Origin of the sequence: Pseudomonas sp. C32 (assembly GCF_030417915.1) — a bacterium.
Classification (GTDB): domain Bacteria; phylum Pseudomonadota; class Gammaproteobacteria; order Pseudomonadales; family Pseudomonadaceae; genus Aquipseudomonas.
On sequence record NZ_JAUHUK010000014.1, the window covers coordinates 140,316 to 161,728 of the forward strand.

The 21,413-nt window shown below is 59.2% G+C and carries 17 protein-coding genes; 7 read left to right on the forward strand and 10 right to left on the reverse strand.

Annotated features, from left to right (window positions below):
• The first annotated feature begins 60 nt into the window (after positions 1-60).
• Entirely contained in the window at positions 61-600 is a 540-nt protein-coding gene (locus QYH43_RS17560; protein WP_301157628.1) for a dihydrofolate reductase family protein, read from the forward strand.
• 58 nt (positions 601-658) lie between these two features.
• Positions 659-2,176 (forward strand): M28 family metallopeptidase, encoded by a 1,518-nt coding sequence (locus QYH43_RS17565; RefSeq protein ID WP_301157630.1) that lies wholly within the window; start codon positions 659-661, stop codon positions 2,174-2,176.
• Here the strand turns inward: QYH43_RS17565 and QYH43_RS17570 are convergent.
• The 3 genes from QYH43_RS17570 to QYH43_RS17580 form a co-directional block, all read right to left on the reverse strand.
• Positions 2,173-2,439: a hypothetical protein gene (locus QYH43_RS17570; RefSeq protein ID WP_301157632.1), complete on the reverse strand. Its 267-nt coding sequence runs from the start codon at positions 2,437-2,439 to the stop codon at positions 2,173-2,175. The two genes, QYH43_RS17565 and QYH43_RS17570, sit on opposite strands and share 4 nt — an antisense overlap.
• 222 nt (positions 2,440-2,661) lie before the next feature.
• Positions 2,662-3,621, reverse strand: coding sequence for an agmatinase (speB, locus tag QYH43_RS17575; RefSeq protein ID WP_301157634.1), 960 nt, complete (start codon positions 3,619-3,621; stop codon positions 2,662-2,664).
• 9 nt (positions 3,622-3,630) lie between these two features.
• Positions 3,631-4,725 carry a polyamine ABC transporter substrate-binding protein gene (locus QYH43_RS17580; RefSeq protein ID WP_095152736.1) on the reverse strand — a complete coding sequence of 365 codons (1,095 nt, stop codon included), beginning with the start codon at positions 4,723-4,725 and terminating at the stop codon, positions 3,631-3,633.
• A gap of 102 nt (positions 4,726-4,827) precedes the next feature.
• On the opposite strand from QYH43_RS17580, the gene QYH43_RS17585 reads away from it, so the two are divergent.
• The 3 genes from QYH43_RS17585 (at position 4,828) to QYH43_RS17595 (ending at position 8,141) form a co-directional block, all read left to right on the forward strand.
• Entirely contained in the window at positions 4,828-5,721 is an 894-nt protein-coding gene (locus QYH43_RS17585; protein WP_095056081.1) for a LysR family transcriptional regulator, read from the forward strand.
• Between the two features lie 158 nt (positions 5,722-5,879).
• The gene (locus QYH43_RS17590) at positions 5,880-6,986 is read left to right on the forward strand and encodes an enoyl-CoA hydratase/isomerase family protein (protein WP_301157635.1); all 1,107 of its coding nucleotides are present in this window, start codon (positions 5,880-5,882) and stop codon (positions 6,984-6,986) included.
• 3 nt (positions 6,987-6,989) lie between these two features.
• Positions 6,990-8,141, forward strand: a complete 1,152-nt coding sequence (locus QYH43_RS17595; RefSeq protein ID WP_095056079.1) for an acyl-CoA dehydrogenase family protein — start codon at positions 6,990-6,992, stop codon at positions 8,139-8,141.
• Between the two features lie 285 nt (positions 8,142-8,426).
• Here QYH43_RS17595 and QYH43_RS17600 read toward each other — a convergent pair whose 3' ends face one another.
• The 6 genes from QYH43_RS17600 to QYH43_RS17625 form a co-directional block, all read right to left on the reverse strand.
• A complete protein-coding gene (locus QYH43_RS17600; RefSeq protein WP_301157637.1) occupies positions 8,427-9,200 on the reverse strand; it encodes an enoyl-CoA hydratase in 774 nt (257 codons plus the stop codon).
• Between the two features lie 13 nt (positions 9,201-9,213).
• The gene (locus tag QYH43_RS17605; RefSeq protein WP_301157638.1) at positions 9,214-10,341 is read right to left on the reverse strand and encodes an acyl-CoA dehydrogenase; all 1,128 of its coding nucleotides are present in this window, start codon (positions 10,339-10,341) and stop codon (positions 9,214-9,216) included.
• 137 nt (positions 10,342-10,478) lie between these two features.
• On the reverse strand, positions 10,479-11,672 hold the full coding sequence (locus QYH43_RS17610) for an acetyl-CoA C-acyltransferase (protein ID WP_301157640.1): 1,194 nt from the start codon (positions 11,670-11,672) through the stop codon (positions 10,479-10,481).
• A 12-nt stretch (positions 11,673-11,684) separates the two neighbouring features.
• The gene (locus tag QYH43_RS17615) at positions 11,685-12,446 is read right to left on the reverse strand and encodes an SDR family NAD(P)-dependent oxidoreductase (protein WP_095056075.1); all 762 of its coding nucleotides are present in this window, start codon (positions 12,444-12,446) and stop codon (positions 11,685-11,687) included.
• Positions 12,447-12,462: 16 nt separating this feature from the next.
• Positions 12,463-14,127, reverse strand: a complete 1,665-nt coding sequence (locus QYH43_RS17620; RefSeq protein WP_301157642.1) for an AMP-binding protein — start codon at positions 14,125-14,127, stop codon at positions 12,463-12,465.
• 260 nt (positions 14,128-14,387) lie between these two features.
• Positions 14,388-14,639, reverse strand: coding sequence for a hypothetical protein (locus QYH43_RS17625; RefSeq protein WP_007937833.1), 252 nt, complete (start codon positions 14,637-14,639; stop codon positions 14,388-14,390).
• Between the two features lie 157 nt (positions 14,640-14,796).
• On the opposite strand from QYH43_RS17625, the gene QYH43_RS17630 reads away from it, so the two are divergent.
• Entirely contained in the window at positions 14,797-15,114 is a 318-nt protein-coding gene (locus QYH43_RS17630; RefSeq protein ID WP_301157651.1) for a YqjD family protein, read from the forward strand.
• 137 nt (positions 15,115-15,251) lie between these two features.
• Here the strand turns inward: QYH43_RS17630 and QYH43_RS17635 are convergent, their stop codons facing one another.
• Positions 15,252-16,292, reverse strand: coding sequence for an Ldh family oxidoreductase (locus tag QYH43_RS17635; RefSeq protein ID WP_301157653.1), 1,041 nt, complete (start codon positions 16,290-16,292; stop codon positions 15,252-15,254).
• A gap of 195 nt (positions 16,293-16,487) precedes the next feature.
• Here QYH43_RS17635 and QYH43_RS17640 point away from each other — a divergent pair, with 195 nt between their 5' ends.
• Positions 16,488-21,320, forward strand: a complete 4,833-nt coding sequence (locus QYH43_RS17640; protein ID WP_301157655.1) for a DUF6543 domain-containing protein — start codon at positions 16,488-16,490, stop codon at positions 21,318-21,320.
• Positions 21,321-21,413: the final 93 nt, after the last annotated feature.

Here is a 21,413-nt window from a genome sequence, read left to right on the forward strand (position 1 = left end):
TTCCAGAGGGGTTCTTAATTTACGGGTCATTTCCCGCCTGCATGATTACAAGGAAAACACATGCCGACGCTGGTCTATTACGTAGCCGCCACCCTGGATGGTTTTATTGCCACTCAACAACACAAATTGGATTGGCTGGAGAACTTTGCGCTGGGGGATGACGCAACGGCCTATGATGATTTTTATCAGACGGTCGGGGCGGTGGTCATGGGGTCGGAGACCTATGACTGGATCATGTCGAACGCTCCCGATGACTGGCCCTATCAGGATGTGCCCGCCTTTGTCATGAGCAACCGGAGTATTTCAGCCCCAGCCAATCTGGATATCACCTTCGTACGCGGTGATGCCAAAGCCATCGCGGCCAGGGCCAGGCAAGCGGCGAAGGGCAAGAATGTCTGGCTGGTCGGTGGCGGCAATACGGCAGCCTGTTTTGCTGACGCAGGGGAATTGCAGCAGCTGTTCATCACCACCATTCCGATCTTTCTCGGCACCGGCGTTCCCGTACTGCCCGTTGACCGTGCGCTTGAAGTCGTTCTCAGAAAACAGCGCACGCTGCAGAGCGGTGCCATGGAATGCGTCCTGGACGTGAAAGCGGATTAACGCCCGCAAGACGATCGTGTATCTAAACTCGCAGCGTAGGCCCCCAAGGAAGAAACAAGTGAAGCGTTTGGTATTGAGTATATGTTTGCTGGCCGTTGTCGCTCTGGCGAGTGTTCACGGAACAGGGATGGTGAAACCCGCCGCCCTGACAGCCGCCGATGCTCGCGATATCGGCTATCTGAATGTACGCAATAACCTGGGCGTCATCGCCGCTGCACCCCACCCCACCGCGTCACCACGCCAGGCCGCTGTCAGGCATTACTTGCAGGAAACGATTGCGGGCATGGGTTACCAGGTGGTTGAGCAACCCTTTCGATTTACCATCGAAAGCATGGTGAACCGGCAGAAAATGCTCTACGCCGAGCTGAACGAGCACCATCGCCAAGCATTCGATGCCGAGCTGGCCCGGGTGGGCGCGGACAGTTTTGAAAAGGAAGTGCGAATTCGCTCCGGCCTGCTGGAAGGCGACAGCGGCCAGGGAGTCAACCTGATAGCCTCACACCGCGTACAGGGAGCGACAGCGACGGTCCTGTTCATGGCGCATTACGACAGCGTCGGCACCGCCCCCGGGGCCAGTGACGATGGCATGGCCGTCGCCTCGATACTCCAGCTGATGCGGGAAACCATCACCCGCAGCGATGCCAAAAACAACGTTGTCTTTCTATTCACCGATGGCGAAGAACTGGGCCTACTGGGAGCGGAGCACTACGTCTCGCAGCTCAGCGGGCCGGAACGTGAAGCCCTCCGTCTGGTAATGAACTTCGAAGCCAGGGGTAACCAGGGCATCCCATTATTGTTCGAGACCTCGCAGAAGGACTACACCCTGATCAAGAACCTGAACGCAGGGGTTCGGGGCATCATATCCTTCTCATTTACCCCCCTGATTTACAAGATGCTGCAAAACGACACGGACTTTACGGCCTTCAGGAAAAAGAACATCGCGGGGTTGAATTTTGCGGTCGTGGAGGGCTTTCAACACTACCACCACATGAGCGACACGGTGGAGAACCTTGCGCCAGAAACCTTGTTTCGCTACCAAAAGACAGTGCGTGAAGTGGGCAACCACTTTATCCAGGGTATCGACCTCTCGTCCCTGAGCGCTGACGAGGACGCAACCTATTTCCCTCTGCCAGGCGGCGAGCTGCTGGTACTCCCCTTACCCGCGATGTATGCGCTGGGCATCGCCTCGTTCGTACTCTGCGGTCTGTGGGCGCAACGCTGCCGCATTCGCCGCCGCCATCAGGGCAAGAATTCCGTGATGCGACCCGTGGCCATTGTCCTGTTCGGCATTACCTGCGCAGCACTTGCATTCTACGTCCCCAGCATTGCGTATCTGCTCGTCATCCCCGGTCTGCTTCTGGCTTGCGCCATGTTGTTGCGAAGCCTCTCCATCTCCTATTCGATCATGCTACTGGGCGCATATGCCTGCGGGATACTCTACGCACCTATCGTCTACCTGATTTCATCAGGCCTTAAAATGCCGGTCATGGGCGGGGGCATTGCACTTCTCCCACTCTGCCTGCTAGCCGTGGGACTGGGCCCAGTGTGGGCGAAGCTACAACTTAACGACATTTAGCTTTGCTGGGGTTCTCGATCGGACTCACGCAAAGCGTCGTAGAGCGTCGTCTTCCCGATTTTGAGTCGTATTACCACTTCACGAACGTTGACCCCCTGTGTCAGCAGTACCCTCGCTATTGGCAATATACGGGTCGATTCGGCCACGCAGCGTTGCCGGAATTGGTTGATAAATTTGGCGGGAACGTCCTGAAACACTGCCGGCGCCAAGCCAATATCGTTGAGGCGCTTGAGCCTGGCGATGGCGACCGATACGCTGTCCAAGCTGGCCTTGCCGGGATCGGACTTGAGATTGCTGAACTAGATGGCAGTAGCTTGGTCGCTGCGCGTGTCGTCGGGGTCGACTTCCTCCTCGCCCAGCAGTCGGTCGAGAGCCACCTGTTCATCTGCACTCAAGTGAAATGGGTGACCGTTTGGGCGATGACGAGAAGTCTAAATGCCGTCGATTGTAGCTTCGCCCACACTGTGCCCACATTGGGTTTCTTACTACTGTTCGACCTTGTGTTTTGCCGCATACAAACACAGCATTTCCATCGCCAGCGTCGCCGCTGCCAGTGACGTGATTTCTGCGTTGTCATACGCCGGCGCCACTTCCACCACGTCCATGCCGACCAGATTGATCCCGCGCAGGCCACCGAGGATGTCCAGCGCCTGCGCCGTGCTCAAGCCGCCACACACCGGCGTTCCGGTACCGGGGGCGAAGGCCGGGTCGAGGCAGTCGATGTCGAATGTCAGGTACACCGGGTTGTCACCCACCCGCGCCCGAATCGCCTCGACAATCGCATCGACGCCACGACGATGCACTTGACGCGCATCCAGCACCTGAAAGCCCTGATGATCATCGTTGGTGGTGCGCAAACCGATCTGCACCGAGCGCGATGGATCAACCAGCCCTTCCTTGGCCGCATGCCAGAACATGGTGCCGTGGTCGATGCGCTTGCCGTCCTCGTCCGGCCAGGTGTCGCTGTGGGCATCAAAGTGAATCAACGACAACGCCCCGTGCTTGCGCGCATGCGCCTTGAGCAGCGGATAAGTGATGAAGTGATCGCCACCAAAGGTCAGCATCGCGCTGCCGGCATTGAGGATGTGCTCGGCGTGGGCCTCGATACTTTCCGGGACCGATTGCGGCGAGCCGTAGTCAAAGTCGCAATCGCCAAAGTCGACCACCGCCAGATGATCGAACGGGTCAAACGTCCACGGCCAGTGGCGCTCCCAGGCAATCGCAGAAGACGCGGCGCGAATGCCACGAGGCCCGAAACGCGCGCCGGGGCGGTTGCTGGTGGCAGTGTCGAACGGCACACCGCTGACTGCCACATCGACACCCCGCAAGTCGCGGCTGTAGCGACGACGCATGAAACTGGTGATGCCGGCGTAAGTGCTTTCGGCAGCCGTGCCGTAGAGGCTGTCGCGGGTGATGGCTTGATCGTTCTGCACAGGGACGTCCATTGAAAATCCTTACTGTTGACGGCTACGGAAGGTGGTCCACAAGCGAGTGCGCTGACGCATGTCCTTGAGGCTCATGCTGCGGTCGGCGTACAGCCGGTCACGCACGTCGGCGGGTGGGTAAATGTCCGGGTCGGTGCGCACCGCCTCATCCACCAGCGGCGTGGCCGCCTGGTTGGCGGTGGCAAAGAACAACGTATTGGTCAGCGCCGCGACGGACTCGGGGCGCAACATGAACTCGATGAACTGGCGCGCGGCCTCGGGGTGCGGCGCATCTTTTGGGATCGCCAGGTTGTCCTGCCAGACGATGGTGCCTTCCTTGGGAATCCGGTAGGCGATCTCGTACGGTTTGTTGGCCTTGCGTGCCTGATCGGCGGCCATGCTGGCGTCGCCGTTGTAGGTCAATGCCAGGCAAAGACTGCCGTTGGCCAGATCATTGATCTGCCGGCCGCTGGCGACGTACAGCACCGAAGGCTGCAACTGATGCAACAACGTCTGGGCAGCGTCGAGATCGTTTTTGTCGGTGCTGTAGGGATCCTTGCCCAAGTAGTGCAGCGCCAGGCCGATGACCTCTTGCGGTGAATCAATGACCGCGATCCCGCAGTCCTTCAGCTTGCTGGCGTATTCCGGTTTGAACAGCAGATCCAGGCTATTGAGCGGCACGTCCGGCAGGCGTTTGCGCACCTCATCGACATTCATCCCAAGTCCCAGGGTGCCCCATGTATAGGGCACGCCGTATTTGTTGCCGGGATCGACCGCCGCCATCTTTTCCAGCAGATCGGGATCGAGATTGGCGTAGCCCTTCAGGCCTTCGTGGGGAATCGCTTTCAGCGCGCCCGCTGCCAGGCCACGGGCCAGAACGCTGGAGGACGGCACCACCACGTCGTAGCCGCTGCCGCCGGTCAGCAGTTTGGTTTCCAGTACCTCCGGCGCATCGAACGTGTCGTAACGCACGTGAATGCCGGTCTCCTGTTCGAAACGCTGCAAGGTCTCAGGGGCGACGTAATCCGCCCAGCTGTAAAGGTTCACAACCTTGTCCTCGGCCTGGACCGAAGCAGCAACGGCAAGCAACAGCGCGGGCAAACACAGCTTGAACATGGGAGCCATGACGAACACCTGACCAGAAGGAAGTGGTGGCAGGATGCGTCGTCCGATACATTGGTCAAATACCAAGTTTGTTAACCTGACTTTATGCAGGAGTAATGTGTGATGCTCGGCCAACTCCACGATCTGGACCTCCAATTGCTGCGCCTGTTTGTCCGCGTGGTGGAGTGCGGTGGATTCAGCGCCGCCCAGGGTGAGCTGGGCCTGAGCCAGTCGAGCATCAGCCAGCAAATGGCCAAGCTGGAGACGCGCCTCGGCTATCGCCTGTGCAGCCGAGGCAAAAGCGGATTCCAGGTCACCGCCAAGGGCGAACAATTGCTCAGCGCCACGCGCGGGTTGTTCGAATCCATCGAAGCGTTCCGTCATCAATCCAACGGAGTGGCCGGGCGCTTGATTGGCGAAGTGCGCCTGGGCTTGTCCGAAGCGCTTGATCAATCGGTGCTGCAACGGGTCGCCGAGGCGATCCGGCGCTTTCGTGAACGGGACGAGTCGGTGCGCATCGAGTTGATCAGCGCGATGCCCGGGGAAATGGAACGCCTGCTGTTGCAACAACGGCTGGACCTGGCCATCGGCTACTTCTCGCAGGTGCAAAACGCGTTCGACTACCGCGAACTGTTCATCGAAACCCAGCACCTCTATTGCGCGCCCGGCCACCCGTTGTTTACCAATGAAGCGCCGGACGACCAGGCGTTGCAGGCCAGCGACCGGGTCGATCACCCCTACCGCTTCCTGCGCAGTGACGAACCGTTCCAGGGCAAGCTGTGCTCGGCGCGCTCGGAACAGGTCGAAGGCACCCTCGCCTTCATTCTTTCCGGCAAGCACGTGGGTTACTTGCCCAGCCACTTCGCCCGCCAATGGGAGGACAAAGGGTTGCTCAGGGCCGTGCGGCGCAGTGACATGAGCTTCGATGTGGCGTTCCATCTGGCCCGCCATCGGGCGCAAGTGCCGGGGGATGCGCAGAAGGCGTTCGAAGAGGATCTGCTGGCGGCGTTTGCCTGATCAGACCTTGGTGTACGCTGAATCAACGCCCGTAATCACCATGCAAAAATGCACAGAGAACCTGCACTTATCCGGGTTGTACAAGGCAAATTTGCACTGCTACGATCCGACATCGCTCGCGCGCGAGCATAAAAAACAACAAAAGCAGGGAGTTAGTGATGACTGCTCAGGTTTCTTCACCGGGGACTCAGTCCATGGATGCCACGCAAAATGAAGTGCTGGCCGAAGTTCGCAACCACATTGGTCACCTGACCCTCAACCGCCCCACCGGCCTCAATGCCCTGACCCTCGACATGGTGCGCAACCTGCACCGGCAACTCGACGCCTGGGCCCAGGACTCGCAGGTGCATGCAGTGGTGCTGCGCGGTGCCGGTGAAAAAGCCTTTTGCGCCGGTGGCGACATCCGCTCGCTGTACGACAGCTTCAAAAGCGGCGATACCCTGCACGAAGATTTCTTCGTCGAGGAATACGCCCTCGACCTCGCGATCCACCATTACCGCAAACCCGTGCTGGCCTTGATGGACGGTTTTGTCCTCGGCGGCGGCATGGGCCTGGTGCAAGGCGCGGATCTGCGCGTAGTCACCGAAAAAAGTCGCCTGGCGATGCCGGAAGTCGGCATCGGCTACTTCCCGGACGTCGGCGGCAGTTACTTCCTGCCGCGCATCCCCGGTGAACTGGGGATTTACCTGGGCGTCAGCGGTGTACAAATCCGCGCGGCCGATGCGCTGTATTGCGGCCTGGCCGACTGGTATCTGGACAGCGCCAAACTGAGCACGCTGGACGAGAAACTCGATAAGCTGGAATGGCGCGACACGCCGCTCAAGGACCTGCAGAGCCTGCTGGCGAAACTCGCCGTCCAGCAATTGCCGGATGCCCCGCTCAGTGCATTGCGCCCGGCCATCGACCACTTCTTCGCCCTGCCCGATGTGCCGAGTATTGTGGAGCAATTACGCCAGGTGACGGTTGCCGACACCCATGAGTGGGCGGTCACCACCGCCGACCTGCTGGAAACCCGTTCACCCCTGGCCATGGGCGTCACCCTGGAAATGCTCCGCCGCGGACGCGAGCTGCCCCTTGAACAGTGCTTCGCCCTTGAGCTGCATCTGGACCGCCAATGGTTTGAACGCGGCGACTTGATCGAAGGCGTACGCGCCTTGCTGATCGACAAAGACAAGAATCCGCGCTGGAACCCACCGACCCTTGCGGCACTGGACGCCGAGCACGTGGCGAGTTTCTTCAGCGGGTTTGACCGGAGCGGGAGCTGAACCATGCACGATATCGAATTGAGCGAAGAGCAAGTCATGATCCGCGACATGGCCCGGGACTTTGCCCGTGGCGAAATCGCCCCCCACGCCCAAGCCTGGGAAAAGGCCGGTTGGATCGACGACGCGCTGGTGGCGAAGATGGGCGAACTGGGCTTGCTGGGCATGGTGGTGCCCGAGGAATGGGGTGGCACTTATGTCGACTACGTTGCCTACGCCCTCGCGGTAGAAGAGATTTCCGCAGGCGACGGCGCGACGGGCGCGTTCATGAGCATCCATAACTCCGTCGGCTGCGGCCCGGTGATGAACTACGGCAGCGAAGAACAGAAACAGACCTGGCTGGCCGATCTGGCCAGCGGCAAGGTCATCGGCTGCTTCTGCCTGACCGAACCCCAGGCTGGGTCCGAAGCCCACAACCTGCGCACCCGCGCCGAACTGCGCGACGGCCAGTGGGTGATCAATGGCGCCAAACAGTTCGTCAGCAACGGCAAGCGGGCAAAACTGGCGATTGTGTTTGCCGTCACCGATCCGGATTTGGGCAAGCGCGGTATCTCGGCCTTTCTCGTGCCGACCGACACGGCCGGTTTTATCGTCGACCGTACCGAACACAAGATGGGCATCCGCGCTTCCGACACCTGCGCCGTCACCCTGAACAACTGCACCATTCCCGAGGCCAACCTGCTTGGCGAGCGCGGTAAAGGTCTGGCGATTGCGCTGTCCAATCTTGAAGGCGGACGCATCGGCATCGCCGCGCAAGCGTTGGGCATCGCACGTGCGGCGTTTGAAGCCGCGCTCGCCTACTCTCGCGACCGCGTGCAGTTTGGCAAACCGATCAATGAACACCAGAGCATCGCCAACCTGCTGGCCGACATGCACATGCAGTTGAATGCCGCACGGCTGATGATCCTACACGCGGCGCGACTGCGCACGGCCGGCAAGCCCTGCCTGTCGGAGGCGTCACAAGCCAAGCTGTTCGCGTCGGAAATGGCTGAAAAGGTCTGCTCGTCCGCGATTCAGATTCATGGCGGATACGGTTATCTGGAAGACTATCCGGTGGAGAAGTACTACCGGGATGCGCGGATCACGCAGATCTATGAAGGGTCGAGCGAGATTCAACGGATGGTGATTGCCCGCGAACTGAAGAACTATCTGGTGTGAAGCTCTAAAAGCATCGCTGGCAAGCCAGCTCCTACAGGTTCCGGGGTGTGCACACTATGTGTAACCGACCGAAAACCTTGTGGGAGCTGGCTTGCCAGCGAAGGGTCGAGCGAGATTCAGCGGATGGTGATCCCGCGCGAACTGAAGAACTATCTGGTGTGAAGCTCTAAAAGCATCGCTGGCAAGCCAGCTCCTACAGTGGATTCGGTCGTACGCACAGGTTGTGTATACCCGAAACCCTGTAGGAGCTGGCTTGCCAGCGATAGCGTCAGCAGCTGCGCCACATTACTGACCGACGAACTCCGCCTCGCGCTTGGCAATAAACGCCGCCATCCCTTCCTTCTGATCCTGCGTCGCAAACGCCGCATGGAACACCCGACGCTCGAAGCGCACGCCTTCGGACAGGCTCACTTCGAAAGCACGGTTGACGCTTTCCTTGACCATCATCGCAATCGGCAACGACTTCTTGGCGATCAACGCTGCGACTTTCAGCGCTTCGTCCAACAGTTCATCACTCGGCACGATCCGCGCGACGATACCGCAACGTTCCGCTTCCACCGCATCGATCAAGCGCCCGCTCAGGCACATTTCCATGGCCTTGGCCTTGCCCACGGCGCGGGTCAGGCGCTGGGTGCCGCCCATGCCCGGCAGCACGCCGAGGTTGATTTCCGGCTGGCCGAATTTGGCGTTGTCGCCGGCCAGAATGAAATCGCACATCAGCGCCAGCTCACAGCCACCGCCCAAGGCGAAACCGTTGACCGCCGCGATGATCGGCTTGCGGCGGTTGGCCACGCGATCGCTGTCGCTGAACAGGTCATCGATGTAGATCTGCGGATAGGTCAGCTCGGCCATTTCCTTGATGTCGGCACCGGCGGCAAAGGCTTTTTTCGAGCCTGTGAGCACGATGCAACCGATGTTCGAATCGGCTTCCAGGCCATCGAGGGCATGGTTCAGTTCGCCGATGATCTGCGCGTTCAATGCGTTCAGGGCTTGCGGACGGTTGAGCGTGATCAGGCCGACGCGGCCGTGGGTTTCCAGCAAAATCGTTTCGTAGTTCACAAGGGACTCCTTCTTATAAGTTGCGCGAAATGACCATGCGCTGAATATCGCTGGTGCCTTCGTAAATCTGGCAGACCCGCACGTCGCGGTAGATCCGCTCCAGCGGGAAGTCGTTCAGGTAACCGTAGCCGCCGAGGGTTTGCAGCGCCGAAGAGCATACCTTCTCGGCCATTTCCGAGGCGAACAGTTTGGCCATAGACGCTTCGACCAGCGCCGGTTTGCCGCTGTCTCTCAAGGCTGCGGCGTAATGCACCATTTGCCGCGCAACGGCAATCTGGGTGGCCATGTCGGCCAGGCGGAACGCTACAGCCTGATGCTCGATGATCGGTTTGCCGAAGCTTTCGCGCTCACGGGCATAGTCGCGAGCCGCTTCAAACGCGGCGCGGGCCATGCCTACCGACTGCGAAGCGATGCCGACTCGACCGCCTTCGAGGTTGGCCAAAGCAATCTTGTAGCCTTCACCCTCCTCGCCCAAACGGTTGGCCACCGGGACTTTTACGTCTTCGAAAAGGATCTGGCAGGTGTCGGAGGCGTGTTGACCGAGTTTGTCTTCGATCCGCGCAACTTTGTAGCCCGGCGAATCGGTCGGCACGATGAACGCGCTGATCCCGCGTTTGCCGGCGCTCGGGTCGGTCACCGCAAACACGATCACCACCCCGGCGTTCTGCCCGGAGGTAATGAACTGCTTGCAGCCGTTGAGCACGTAGTGGTCGCCGTTCAGTTTGGCTCGGGTTTTCAGGCCACTGGCATCAGAACCGGCCTGGGGCTCGGTCAGGGCGAACGCGCCGAGCATCGCACCGCTGGCCAGCGGCTTGAGGAAGCGTTCTTTCTGATCGTCGTTGCCGTAATGCAGGATCGGCACACAACCCACCGAGTTGTGCACGCTCATGATGGTCGAGCAGGCGCCGTCGCCCGCAGCGATTTCTTCCAGGGCCATGGCGTAGGCCAGGTACCCGGTGTCGCAACCGCCCCACTGTTCCGGCACCAGCATGCCGAAGAAACCAAGCTCAGCCATTTCACCGATGGCTTCCTTGGGGAATCGATGCTCACGGTCCCACTCGGCAGCGAACGGTTTCAGGCGTTCCTGGGCAAAGTCCCGGGCCGCGTCGCGAATCTGCTGTTGTTCGTCATTGGGAATCATGACTATTCCTTAACATTATATTGGACTCTGTAGGAGCGAGCATGCTCGCGATGGACGTCAACGATGATGCGGGAAGCCTGATTCCCCACAGTGCTCTCGAGTTTCTCGCGAGCATGCTCGCTCCTACAGAAATCGTGTCAGTACAGGCATTCCACAGCCATGGCCGTGGCTTCACCGCCACCAATGCAAATCGCTGCCACGCCGCGCTTCAAGCCTTTTTGCCGCAGGGCCGAGAGCAAGGTCACGATAATCCGCGCTCCGGAAGTACCGATCGGATGGCCCAGGGCACAAGCACCGCCATGAACGTTGAGTTTTTCATGGGGGATTTCCAGCATGGTCATGGTCACCAGGCTCACCACCGCGAAGGCTTCGTTGACTTCGACCAGATCGACGTCATTCAGCGACCAGCCGGTTTTTTTCATCAGCTTCTTGATCGCACCCACCGGCGCCACCGGAAACAGGCTCGGGGTGTCGGCAAACGCCGCGTGTCCATGAATCACCGCCAGCGGTTTGAGGCCGCGCTTTTGCGCTTCGGAACGACGCATCAGCACCAGAGCCGCCGCACCGTCGGAGATCGAACTGGAGTTGGCCGCCGTCACGGTTCCGCCGTCGCGGAACGCCGGTTTCAGCGAGGCGATCTTGTCGAGCTTGGCCTTCGGCGGCTGCTCGTCGTTGCTGATCGTCACCTGCTCTTTGCCGACCGTCACGGTCAGCGGCACGATCTCGTCCTTGAAGCGGCCGTCCTTGATCGCCTGCTGTGCGCGGGTGGTCGAGGCAATGGCGAAGGTGTCCTGGGCTTCACGAGTGAAGCCATGGGTTTCAGCGCAATCTTCGGCGAAGGTGCCCATCAGGCGACCTTTGTCGTAAGCGTCTTCCAGACCGTCGAGGAACATCGAATCCAGCACCCGACCGTGGCCCATGCGGTAACCGCTGCGAGCGCGGTCCAGCAGGTACGGCGCGTTGGACATGCTTTCCATGCCACCGGCGATCACCACGTCGGCGCTGCCGGCGAGCAGCATGTCGTGGGCCAGGATGGCCGCTTCCATGCCGGAACCGCACATCTTGTTCAGGGTGGTGCAGCGGGTCGATTTATCCAGCCCGCCGCCCAGCGCCGCTTGACGCGCCGGGGCCTGGCCGAGGCCAGCAGGCAACACACAGCCGAACAGCACTTCATCGACCGCATCGCTGGCGACGCCGGCGCGTTCCACTGCGGCCTTGATGGCCGCGGCACCGAGTTGCGGCGCGGTCAGGCTTTTCAGTTCGCCCTGAAAAGCACCCATCGGGGTACGGACGGCGCTGACGATAACAACCGGATCGTTGGATTGAGTCATGACAAATCCTCCTTACTTGGCCGCCATGCGCAAGGCACCGTCGAGACGGATCACCTCGCCGTTGAGCATGCTGTTTTCAATAATATGCTTGACCAGCCCCGCATACTCGCCCGGTTTGCCCAAACGCGGCGGGAATGGCACGCCAGCGGCCAGGGAATCGCGAACTTCCTGGGTCATGCCGGCCATCATCGGCGTTTCGAAAATGCCCGGTGCGATGGTCATCACGCGGATGCCGAAGCGCGCCAGTTCACGGGCGGCAGGCAAGGTCAGGCTGACAATCGCACCTTTGGACGCCGCGTAAGCTGCCTGACCGATCTGGCCGTCGTAAGCCGCCGCAGACGCGGTGTTGATGATCACACCGCGCTCGCCATCGGCGTCCGCTTCGGTTTCGGCAATCGCCGCCGCCGCCAGACGCAGCATGTTGAAACTGCCGATCAGGTTGACGTTGATCACTTGGCTGAAACTGGACAGCGCATGCGGGCCGTTCTTGCCGAGGATCTTTTCGCCGCGCACGATACCGGCGCAGTTGACCAGACCGTTGAGACCACCGAAGGCTTTGACCGTGGCCTGCACCGCGGCTTCGGCAGCCGCTTCGTTGCTGATGTCGGCGACAACACTCTGCGCGCCCAGGCGCTGGGCCTGCGCCGCGACCGCTTCGGCGTTCATGTCCACCAGCATCACCTTCGCGCCGGCTGCGACCAGCACTTCAGCGGTGGCTGCACCGAGGCCGGAAGCCCCGCCGGTGACGATAAAAACCTTGTTCTCGATCTGCATCATTGTTTCCTTGAATTCAAGCTGAAACGTTCTTCACCGCGGCCTCTTGAGCCTTGGCGATTTCCTGATTACGCAAAATAAAGCGCTGCAATTTGCCACTTGGGGTTTTCGGCAATTCACTGACAAATTCGATTTCACGGGGGTACGAATGCGCCGCCAGACGTTTGCGCACGTGTTGGCGCAGTTCTTCGGCGAGCTCCGGTGCGGCGCGGTATTGCGGGCTGAGCACAACGAACGCCTTGACCAGTTCGGTGCGCTCCGGATCAGGTTTGCCGACGACAGCAGCTTCAACCACGGCCGGATGCTCGATCAGCGCGCTCTCGACATCAAACGGCCCTACGCGATAGCCGGAAGTGGTGATCACGTCGTCGCTGCGGCCGACGAAGCTGATGCTGCCATCCGGGTTCCACTCGACGGTGTCGCCGCTCAAGTAATAGTCACCAACGAAGGCCTTGGTCGGCCCGCCTTCGTAGCCGGCGAACCAGCACATCGGCGACTGGGTGCGGTCGATGGCCAGAATGCCCGGCTGGCCGACGCCCAGTTCCTGGTACTGGTCATCCAGCACCACAATCCGGTGACCGGGCGAGGCAAAACCGGCGGCACCCATGTGAATCGGATGCTCCAGGCCGTGGTGGTTGCACAGCACCATGCCCAGTTCGGTCTGGCCGTAGTGGTCGTGAATGACCACGCCGAGGTTGTCGGCGAACCAGCGAATCACTTCCGGGTTCAACGGTTCGCCAGCGCTGCTGACGATGCGCAGCTTGCCCTTGATCGATTTGGCGAACTCATCGCCACCGGCAATCAGCAAACGATAGGCCGTCGGCGAACCGGTGAGGTTGGTGATCCCGTATTTGTTGATCACCCGGCAAGTGCTTTCGAGGGTGAACGGGCCATCGTAAAAGGTGATCGGATGCCCCATGGCCATGGGCCCTGTGACACCAAAATAAATGCCGTAGGCCCAACCCGGATCGGCAACGTTCCAGAAGGCGTCTGCAGGGCGCAAATCGACGGCGTCGCGGGTGTAGGCCTCAAAGGCGACGATGGCTTTGAGTGGCACCGACAGCGCTTTCGACGGACCGGTGGTGCCCGAGGTGTACATCAGCAGGAACGGGTCTTCGCCAGTCAGTAGCACCGGTTCACAAGCAGCGGGGAAATTGGCCAGCTCGGCCCAGAAACTGAAATCACCGCGCACGATGCCCTGCCCTTTGGCGCCAGCGACGGTGACGATGGTCGGGCAATCAGCGACTTCGGCGAGTTTCGAGCGGTAGACCGCGTCGGTGACCACCACTTTCGCGCCAGAGCTGCTCAGACGGTGCTCAATGGCTTTGGGGCCAAACGCGGTAAACAGCGGTTGATACACCGCGCCGATGCGCCAGGTGGCGAACACGGTGATCAGCAGTTCGATATTACGTGGCAGGAGACCGGCAACCTTGTCGCCTTTTTTCACGCCTTGCGCGAGCAGGAAATTGGCGAATCGCGCAGCCTTTTCTTGCAGGTCGGTGAAGGTGTACGTCGCGCTGGTGCCGTCGCGGCCTTCCCAGAACAGGGCGATTCGACCCGGCAAGGCATGGCGATCGCAACATTCGACACAGGCGTTGAGGGCCGTCAGATCACCGGCAAGTGCGGCATCGACGGTGTGCTGATAATTGAACTGAGAAGTAGCAGACAAGTAATCGCGCATTGCCAGAATCCCTCTGTTTTCTTATTAGGTTGGGGAACCGTAATCAACAGGGAAATACTCGCTCTGCGCGGAGTGTCGGGCAATGGTCAAAGTTATCAAGTTGCCTGACTGGTTTGGCCAAAACCCGCAAGGCGTCAGGAAACGAAGCGCACGCCAGGTTTGGCGCGCTCGTCGACGCTCAGCTCAAACACGTCCGGACGCGCGTAATGCAGGCTGCGATCTTTAAAAAAAGATCAAAAGATCGCCGCCTGCGGCAGTGCCTACTTGGCCGCCATCAGCCGATTGACTTCACTGCGCACCATGTTGGCGAATTCCGGAGGCGACATGCCGTCCAGCTCGGACCGCACCCACTCGGCCCATTTGCCTTTGCGCTTGGCCCGCTCGCCAAACAACCGAGCGGCTTCGCCCTTGGCTTTGCCCAAATTGTTTTGCCACAGTTCGAACAGACGGGACTTCTCGTCTTCCAGCGCTGCACGCTCGGCAAGGGGTTTGTCGGCCAGATTGAAGCTCATGGGAATTTCCTGCTGCGTAAAATTGGCGACATCTTACACTGTAGGACGAAACGTCCTGCGCCGGCTTTCAGCAAAATTGCGTCCCCGAGGCTATCTGGCTGCAACTTTTCCAGCGGCGGCAGACTCCACTGTCCACTTACCTGCAAGGAGTACGTCAATGGCCCGGAAAACCAGCACGCCCGCCGCCGAAGAACAAATCAAGGATCTGGCCTTCAGTGAGCTTTCGGCACTGATCGAAGAGTCGGAAAAACTGCTCAGGAGCAGTGCCTCACTGGTCGGTGAGGACGCGGAAACCCTGCGCGAGCAAATCGCCCTGAAACTCCAGCAAGCCAGGGATTCGGTCACCCGCGTTCGCGACCGCACTTTGCCGGCGGTCGAAGCCACGGAAACCTACATTGGCGGGCATCCATGGCAAACCGTGGCCATTTCTGCCGGGTTTGGGCTGGTGGTTGGCTTATTGCTCGGCCGTCGCTAAGCCCATCATTTGCAGCACCGAAGCCCCTGCAGGAGCGAGCCTGCTCGCGATGGACCCAAGAACGCCGCGCTTACCCAGTAAGCACGCGTTTTCGTTGACGTCCATCGCGAGCAGGCTCGCTCCTGCAGTTTCAAGATTCAGACCCCGGCCAATTCCCGCAGATTCGCCAATGTCTGCGCATCAAGCACAATGCCTCCCGCCCGGGATTTAGCACGCTGATGATGACGCCGATCCCCCGGCAGCCGCTTCAGACCCACGCTGTGCATTTGCCGCACCAGTTCCTGGCTGCGCTCGGCAAAACTCTGCCCCGCTGCCTTGCTCGGGTCGATCACGATCAGCAACTGACCGGTCCACGGCGTTTTCGCGCCGGGGTGATTCTTCCAATCGAACTCGAAGGAGAAATTGCCCCCGGTCAGCGCTGCCGCCAACAACTCGACCATCATCGACAACGCCGAACCCTTGTGCCCGCCGAACGGCAGTAACGCGCCGCCCTCAAGTATCGCTTTAGGGTCGGTGGTCGGTTGACCGAGGCTGTCCACGCCCATGCCCTCCGGCAAACGTTCGCCCTTGCGCGCAGCAATCTGTACATCGCCATGGGCGATGGCGCTGGTGGCCAGGTCGAAGACAATCGGCGCACCGTCAGCGCGTGGCGCGGCGAAGGCGATCGGGTTGGTGCCGAACAACGGGCGATCGGCACCGTGGGGCACCACGCACGTCATGCTGTTGACCACGCTCAAGGCCACCAGGCCTTCATCCGCGAAGGGCTCGACGTCCGGCCACAGCGCGGCGAAATGGTGCGAATTACGAATCGCCAGCACTGCAATCCCGGCGCTGCGGGCCTTTTCAATCAGTAACGGACGCGCGGCCGCCAACGCCGGTTGCGCGAAACCGTTACCGGCATCGACCCGGACAAAACCCGACGCCACGTCCTCGACCACCGGTACCGCCTGGCCATTGACCCAGCCGCTTTGCAGCGTCGACACATATCCCGGAATCCGGAACACGCCATGGCTGTGAGCACCGTCGCGCTCGGCGCCTGCACAGTTCAATGCCAGGGTTTTGGCGACCTCGACAGACGTGCCATGGCGGACAAATATTTGTTGGAGCAGCAGAACGAGTGAGTCGAAATCGAGATGTGTTTCGGCCGAACTGACTGCCGTTTCAGGCGATGCGGTCATCAGAAGCTCCAGTGTTTTTTATTGTTAAGCACGTTGACTCGCCGATTAATCGCTTTCTTGTGGGCTCGCTGTCAAGTCTTCAGAACATCTTCGGATGAGCAATATGTACCGCACTCGAACAATGCCCTGCCCCTACTGTTTTCCTCATTCAGCAAGCTGCGGTTGATCGACGCTTGCATTCACGGAGGAAACACCATGACTGATCCATCAAAGCCTTATTTTTTTGACGAGGCCACCAATGCTTCGAGGCAAAAGCAACCCGGTGAGCGGGAAAAAGAACGGGGTTTGAACAAAGACGACCTGAACTGGTTGCAGGCGGTTTATCTGCCAACGCATGCAACCCGCACCGCCAATGTAAAACCCATGGCCGTTCACCAGTTCCGGTTGGACTTGCCTGGTGGGACTGCCACCCCGCTCGCCGGTGCCTTCGCGATGAGCCAGTCCGCCGGGGGTGATGTTGTGCTTTACACACCCTGGAAAGGCCTGAGCAAATTCGCCGACATGGGCGACCTCAAGACCCATCTGAAAACCTGGCTATCGGAGGAAACCGGAAAACGTGAATTGCTGCGTTTCCTGTCTGTTCAACAACGACACGCCGTGCTTGCAGGCAATACGCCGGACATTTCCACCGAAATCATTGAAGGAGCCGTCTTCGAACACCAGCAAACCGCGCTCAACCTCAATCAGGCACAAAACGTCAACGCAATGCTGGACGAACTGCGCAAGACGCCCACCCTGCAATCGATGCTGGACGAGGCGCTCAAGATCGCACTTTTCCAACCGTTCCCCCTGCTGGACCAGCGCCATACTCGCCTGACCTGTTCACGTCCATCCACCCACACCGAAGATACCGACGAGAAACCAACGGTCACCACTTTTTCGCTGAGCGAAGCCTTGTTGCAGCGATATTTGAATACCCCTTGGCCGACAGACGAAACCAGGGTCTTTTCCAATCCCTCGCATGGCGTCAGTAGCGAGGCGGACCAACAGGTTTGGGAAAGCACGCTCATCGACATTGCGGGGGGGTTGCGATTCTGGCTGCAAAACCTGCTCGAACTATTCTGGCAATCCGAAATAAGCAGCGACTTGTCACGCGAAGCGTTTTTTGCCGAGTGCCTGCGTGACGCCTATCACCTCGACCTCCTGCTCAAACGTCAGGAAGGGACGTTGACTTCAGACGAATATTTGCGGCTGATGAACGTCAGTCTGCCACCTGACGCGATCAAGCCGCTGCGCATCGAAAAAGCGCAGGTCTCTGCGCCGTTCAGGCACTCAGTTGAACTGGCTTCCACGCTGATGATCGGCGATAGCGGCACCCCCGGATTCCTTTACACCCAATCCAGGGGTATTGAAGCGACAACCGACTTGGCCGCCCTGCAGAACGTTGTGCTGCAGATGCTGAAGAGTGAAGGCCACGAAGACAACTTGTTCAATTTCATGTCACTGGAAGAGCGCGGCACTTTTCTCTCGCTGGAATCAGATAAGCGCACCGTTACCGGTGTAACGGTCCCCCAACCGATATTCGCGCACGTGATGGCTGACATCCTCAGCAAGCAACGGGACAACCTTCACTACGCCTTGGTGTGCTTTTATCGGAGCAAGGGCCAACATGACCTCCATGCCTTGATGGGAAAGGCACTGGACGTACGCGGCTACATCGATGATCGATTGCTGGCAGTCGACGGTGACGACCGCTGGAAGATTCAGCCGCTTCATCGTTGGGCCGCGCAACCCGCCACGGTGCGTGCAGAGTCTGCGAAAAAACACCTGGAATTGCTTACCACCGTCGACCAGGCCTTGGCGTTAAAGCTGAAAAACCACCCAGCCATTCCCACCGACACCCGCACCGTCGCCCACGCGCAAGGGCTCGTCGACGCGTCGATAAAAAGCCTGCAAGCGGACTTCACCCACCTGTATGCACTGGGACTGAAAAGCGAGCTTGACCTACGAACGGCCGACCGCACCTTGGGGTCGACGGAACAAGCCATCATCAAAGCGGTACTGGATAATCCGGTTCGGTTGCAGCGAGCGGCACTGAACAATGTGATACCCGATGTGTTTTCCCTGGCACTCAAGCCGGGCGGCTCTGAAAACCTGTTGAAACTGGCCAGTTGTTTTGTGTTGACCGAACGAGGCGGCAAGGACCCGGCTAAATCAGGTAAAGCGATTTTGTGGACCCCCGCCCTGGGGTTTGAAGCATTCGCGTCATTGGCGCCTTTGCTGGCATCGCTTGAACAACGCCTGCTGGACCAAGACCAGCGCATCGCTTTGCTGGAGAACCTGGCGCGTAGCGAACGGGCATTTGGGCGTGCCTATACGCTGGCGCCACTGCAACAGGTGACGGAAAACTTTCTGGATCATGTGCAAAAACCCTTTGTTCAACTCGACCAGGCAAGCGTCACGGATGCGCTCGCCACCACGGCGACCGCAGCGCCCCAGGCCGGCCTGCTGAATCTGTTGGCACTGCGACAACCACAGACCGGGTTGCACCGCGCAACGCAAATCGCCAAGGCCCTGAGCACTCGACAAAATTTTCCGGCATGGCTCGCCAAAGCGTCCATTGAAGATCAGGTGCTGCATGCTGAGTTGCTTCAACAATACTTCAACCACGTCAAGGATGATCAAGACTGCCTGAGCGCCATCCGCCCACTCGCCCGTACCGCGCATCATGAGCTTCAGAAACAGCTAACGGCCGACACGTTCACTCTTGATCCGGACAAGGTCGAGATAAAAATCACGGCGCCCCAGCCGTCGATACAAACCCTCACGGAGTTCGCACTGAGTCATTTCGACGATCTGGATGCGGCCCGCTTCACCGTCAAATCACTCGACAGCCCCCCTATTCCCAAAGGAATGGACGCCGCCTATATCAAGAAACTCATACGTAACCTGAACCTTGGACAGCGCCATCAGGCCGTACTGAACGACGCTTTTGCGACTACCCACACCGACGCCGCTGAACGCCGGCATCGATTTGCCTCGCAGTTGCCCTGGCAAATGATGCATTACGCCCACACGGAAAAACTTCGTGAGCGCTTGAGCGCAAGCGGTTTCGACCTGGTCAAGCAAATCATGGACATGCCAGATGCCACCGCACGGGCGGCGGTCAGCGAAGCGAAGGCGATTATCCGGCCACTCGAGCTGGGCGGCATCAAGAAAGACCAGGTCATCCAGGTGCCAGGTGTTTATCTGATCGGAACCCGGGGCAACGACGCGGGCCCACAAGTCCTCGTCGCCCCTTACAGTCCCCGGCATGGCATCAAGGAGTTCGCGGATGAGTCTTCCCTGATGACCGAACTGAAGACGCCCGGCCTGCTGCGCAACTGGTGCATCAACCGATTGCCGGCGCTGGAAAAGACGCTCTGCAAAGCGCATCTATCCCTCAGCAGCGAGACGCACGGTGCAATCACGCTGGCCTCCAACCCCGTCAAGGGCAACGCGATCGTGCAGCTGTTCAAAGACAATGCGGCGCTGCTCGCGCAACTACTTGGTTGTCAGTCGGACAGCGATTCCCGGGGTGAGTGGGCTACCGCCAAACGCGTGTTGAGCGAAGATGTGCATGAAGCTTTTTCGTTTTGCATGGGCAAACTCATGTACCCGATTACGGTGTGGCGAAGCTTTCGTGAAATCAAACAGTCGGCTGAAGACTTGCAACTGCATCACTGGTCAGCCGCAGTCACCGAACTGATCGGCGGACTGGCGCAGCTCGCCTCGTTACGTGGATCGATGAAGTCGCCGCAAATACCCTCTCCCACCGTGAACACACCGACAATCGAAACAACCGACGCGCCATTCAAATGGAAAGACATTGACGTCACCGCTCCCGAGCGAACCCGGTTGCAGGGACTGGAGGCAAGTGACATTGACCTGAGTTCATTAACGCTGGACTCGAAACTCGGGCTCTACACCCATCCGACGTCCAAAAAAACCTATGGCCCGGTTGAAGGTAAAGTATTCCCGGTCGAAAAAAAAGGAACCCGATGGCGCATCGGCGCTGGAAAAAAACTGGGCCCTTATCTGCGCCAGCAGAATTCGAAACAGTGGGTCCTCGACTCGGTACCGTTACCATTACCGGAACTGCCCATTGCCCCTACCCAGGGCATGTTGAAACGAATCGAAACAGCCATATCGGTGTGGGCCGGCATGAATGTCGACGCCCACGGCATGGTACAGATTCGTGAACGGTTTCCGGTCAAGGCACGCATAATTCAAGAAAGTCTGGATCATGCAACTGCCTATGTCTGGAACGCCTTCCGCAACCTGGAAGTACTGAAAAACACAGATGATGCGATCACGCCTGTTCATCAAGTCATCATGGACTTTGCAAGTTTACCGGCAGTGCAGCCGGCGCACGTGACCATGATTGAAAATGTAATTGGCAAGATTTTTACGGCACTTCTGGATCCGACACTCCGGTCACCCGATACCAAACGCTTTGCGGTAGGACGGCTCCTCGAAGATGCAGAGGGCACCTTCGGCTTCGTCGTGCCCACGGACCCCATACGAAAAATCTACCTGGCAGAAAAGTTCTTCTTGCCTGGCTTGGACTACTACCGAAACTACATAACCGAACCAGCCTTTCCGATCCGTGCTCATGCCCGTGCCGCGACGTTGATTCATGAGTTGTCCCACATCGTTTGCAATACCGAGGACATTGCTTATCTCGATTCCGGCCGGCCTTTTCAAGAGCTGATCGAAACAACGAGCGAGACGGCCCGCAAGCTTAAGCTGGCGTTAACCGATCTACAGGGCAAGGGATTGTCGATCAGAACGCCACTGCCCGCGTTGTTCACTGAGTACAACGGCGACCTCGGTGTATGGGAAGACTTTGGGCAAACCAGCTATATGGAAACCGATCGACCTTGTAATCAGGTGTTGAGGTTGACTGGCCAATTAACCTTGGCCGAGGCCCGTACCGCTTTCAGGAGAGACCCTTTAATCAGATTGGCCGTGCAACTGGGGAATGCCGATAGCGTCGCCTTGTTGATCACGCAATTAGGACGGCAACTGCATGTCAGCACCCCTTGATGCTTAAAATAGTTGCAAGTTTGATGGGTAATTGCCATGACGGTTGTTCTCGCCGACTGCCTCCAAGGTTAGAATGCGGGAAATCAGGATGAG